Source organism: Francisella sp. 19X1-34, assembly GCF_041102755.1.
Taxonomy (GTDB): Bacteria; Pseudomonadota; Gammaproteobacteria; order Francisellales; family Francisellaceae; genus Francisella.
Genome location: NZ_JBGCTX010000118.1, coordinates 1 through 3,130, shown reverse-complemented (window position 1 = coordinate 3,130; position 3,130 = coordinate 1). Strand labels below are relative to the sequence as shown.

Here is a 3,130-nt window from a genome sequence, read left to right as displayed (position 1 = left end):
AAATTGATTGATTCTAATTCTTTGACTTAGATTTGACAACATATTTATAACTTTAGGGGGTTAAGAAACAAAGCCGCTCAAGAGTGACATATACTGTAGAGCCTTTTGCTTGACTGCCTGCTTTGATTAGCGCATATATTTCTGCGTGGGACTTACCTGCCATAGAGTGCCAACCTTCAAAAATAATAGCACCATTTTTAACTATGATGCAGCCAACCATGGGGTTCGGGGAGACTGTGAGTCTACCTCTATTAGCCAAAGTCAAAGCCTGTTGCATATAGTATCTATCAATATTTTTCATTCGCCCGTCTAGTATTTAGTTACATTTAGGGCAGGGTGGGAAAACATAGTGTAAAACAAACAAATCAATACTAACATTGATCCCAATCTATTATAAAAGGTTTATGAGTTCTACCAATCTTCTTCCATCCAGACTATACTGTCGGCTTTGGATTCTCACCAAATATGCTTGACCTTTCTAAATACCTCTAGAAAGCGCTCGCGGGCTTCTGTAAACAGTTACCGCCGGTAGGGAATTTCACCCTGCCCTGAAGATTCTAAACTATAGTATATCACTATAGATCTTGAATATACTTACTTTTCATCGTGACTATCATAATTACAAACTCCTATATCTTCTAAATATTTTGTACTGAATAATCCATCTGGATCAACTGTTTTTTGATATTTAGAAAATAGTTGGAAATTCTCTTTTCTAAGTTCCTTTAAGTAAGATAGGTAACTCTTATTAAAAGGAGGAGTTCCTGTAATATTGTTTTCATCAGTAACAGTATCTGGATTATAAAAACCATACATTTTACCATGATGAGGTAACCCTCCTAATTTTCTCCATTGATATTCTACTTTAGCTAGAAAATTTAAAGTATTTTGAGCATAAGTATTATCTTTATTAGAAGCAAACTCAATTTCAATGGAAATGAATCTTTTACTTGTTGAACTTGAATATGTTCCTGAAAGTAAAGCACTACTATTTTCAACAAATCTAAATTCTACAGGAAGTGCTTGTACAAACTCTTTACTTTCTACTGCATTTATTATTACTTCCAATGCATTCCAAGCGGCATCTAATCCATAATCAGCATTATCAGGTAAAGGAATAAAATATGACATAAATCCAACTTTTAAAGCTTTTGGTAACCATAGTAAACTATTATTTTTTTCTGCTGTTTTCATAAAACCATGTATGCTTGTCTGAGCTGTTGAGATAGATGTTTGTCCATTCACCTTCATTTTACAGTTTTGAGTCCATAAAAATACCTTTTCCTCTGTTTTTTCAAGAGATCCACTAAGATATGGTGCTCCCCAACTCTTATCTAATAAATACTTCTGATTATTAGGAACAGGTTTAATATCATTCGGTGTTTTACACTTAGGATTTGTATTTTTTTTCCACTCAAGTATTAATATAGCATAGCCTAACGTAGGATATTTATAAGGACTGAAAAAGAATTCAGCTTGATGAAAGTCCAAATCTGTTAAAATTGGTTTTATAGTTTTTATAAAGCTATTTTTTTCATAATGTCCTGGCCAACAACAACTTGGTTCAATGGATGTTTTATATGGTCTAGGACTAACTTCTAATGTTACTGATGTTATAATTCCTAAGGCACCTAATGATGTATAATAGAAATCCATTATATTATGCCCCTCAAATTGAGGAGAGTTTTTATTATAAGTTTGCTTTTCTCCTTTTGAATTTATAACAGTAAATTCTATAACATTACTAGAGAATATTGAATTATTAACATTAGATCCATGTACATCTACAGCTACTATACCTCCGATACTAAAAAATCCACCAGCTGTTCCTGTTTTTAAATGTAAATTATTCTTAGTAAGAAAAATACTAAGCTGATCTTCTCTAACACCACTATTGACTGTTACAGTATTATCTTCATTAAGAACAATACTATCTTCTCCTGTAGGGCCTAAATCATTATACTGAGAAAGATCTACAATCCAAATCTGTCCATGCTTAGTCTCAGCATCAATAACTAATGGTGTAGCAGAGTGTCTTTGTCCAGATACCCTAATCGTGATTTTCTCACCTGAAGCAATACGATCTTGAGCTTTTTGTAGTATAGTTTTCAAATCATCAAAATTGCATGGTAGATGGTAATAGTTTCCATCAACTTCTGTAGGATTAAAAATTACATTTTTACTCCAGTTATTCCAACTTAAAGTTTGATTCTTAGGGACTTCACTTATTTCTTTTTTCATAATTTTTCTTTTATTTTTATTACATAATCACAAATTTATAATTAATTCTTAATAACTTTAATATCTACACTCTATATTTCCTTATTATGTATACGGGAATATAAATATAGTATAAATTTTGTTTTTAACAGAACAATGAACCTAGTTTAATAATATATATAAAGGGTTGTCCTAGATAACTAAGTTATGTTAGGATATAGTGGTACGGTTTTTTCGGACAGGTATCTAAGAAGGTAAAATAGGTGTCTCAGATAATGAGAAGGAGACACAAATGCATAAGAAAAAGACTCATAGTGCATTATTCAAATATGAGGTTTCAGTCGCAGCTATAAAAGGAGAGCAAACACAAGCTCAAATAAGTAGTAAGTATGAGATTCATTCAACTCAAATTACAAGTTGGAAAAAGCAAGCATTAGAAGCGATAAAACAAATGTTTGCTAGTAAACTTACCCCTGATAAAAAAGACCTTACAGAACAAAAAGAGAAGGCTAAACTATATGAAGAAATTGGTAGGCTTAAAGTAGAGCTTGACTGGTTGAAAAAAAAATCTAATTTTGAGCTGTAAGGATAAGAAGATGTTAATAGAACCAAACAACGCAGACATCTCAATAGCTAGACAATGTCAGCTTTTAGGCTTGCATAGATCGGTTTATTACTATCAGTATAAAGGTCTTAATGAGCATACTGAAATGTTAATGAGATTAATTGATGAACGCTATACAAAGTATCCTCATGAAGGCTCAAGAAAGATTATGCAGAACCTTAATAAAGAACGTAAGCCAACTGCGTTGGCGGCTGTGGTTTAGTTTGTGCGGGTCTTTACAGATAATTGTGTAAATTTTAATTAGGTTATATATTTTAAATATAACAATAAGGGATTTACAGAATG

3 protein-coding genes, 1 pseudogene and 1 riboswitch are annotated in these 3,130 nt (G+C 31.9%); of the genes and pseudogenes, 2 read left to right on the top strand and 2 right to left on the bottom strand.

The window, feature by feature from the left end:
* Positions 1-76 precede the first annotated feature (76 nt).
* Positions 77-301, bottom strand: a pseudogene (locus AB8E56_RS11435) (riboflavin biosynthesis protein RibD); the annotation flags it as partial.
* A 112-nt stretch (positions 302-413) separates the two neighbouring features.
* Positions 414-560: riboswitch (FMN riboswitch) on the bottom strand.
* Positions 561-594: 34 nt separating this feature from the next.
* Positions 595-2,241, bottom strand: coding sequence for a D-arabinono-1,4-lactone oxidase (locus tag AB8E56_RS11430; RefSeq protein ID WP_329481222.1), 1,647 nt, complete (start codon positions 2,239-2,241; stop codon positions 595-597).
* Positions 2,242-2,512: 271 nt separating this feature from the next.
* Between AB8E56_RS11430 and AB8E56_RS11425 the strand changes: the two genes are divergently transcribed.
* Together AB8E56_RS11425 and AB8E56_RS11420 are read left to right on the top strand one after the other, a co-directional pair.
* Positions 2,513-2,806 carry a hypothetical protein gene (locus AB8E56_RS11425; protein ID WP_329481221.1) on the top strand — a complete coding sequence of 98 codons (294 nt, stop codon included), beginning with the start codon at positions 2,513-2,515 and terminating at the stop codon, positions 2,804-2,806.
* 10 nt (positions 2,807-2,816) lie between these two features.
* Complete coding sequence (locus AB8E56_RS11420; protein ID WP_329481219.1) at positions 2,817-3,047, top strand: hypothetical protein; 231 nt, start codon at positions 2,817-2,819, stop codon at positions 3,045-3,047.
* The last annotated feature ends 83 nt before the right edge of the window (positions 3,048-3,130 follow it).

Coding starts and splice junctions, on each gene's coding strand:
- AB8E56_RS11430 (WP_329481222.1), bottom strand. CDS start 2,241: ATGAAAAAAGAAATAAGTGAAGTCCCTAAGAATCAAACTTTAAGTTGG.
- AB8E56_RS11425 (WP_329481221.1), top strand. CDS start 2,513: ATGCATAAGAAAAAGACTCATAGTGCATTATTCAAATATGAGGTTTCA.
- AB8E56_RS11420 (WP_329481219.1), top strand. CDS start 2,817: ATGTTAATAGAACCAAACAACGCAGACATCTCAATAGCTAGACAATGT.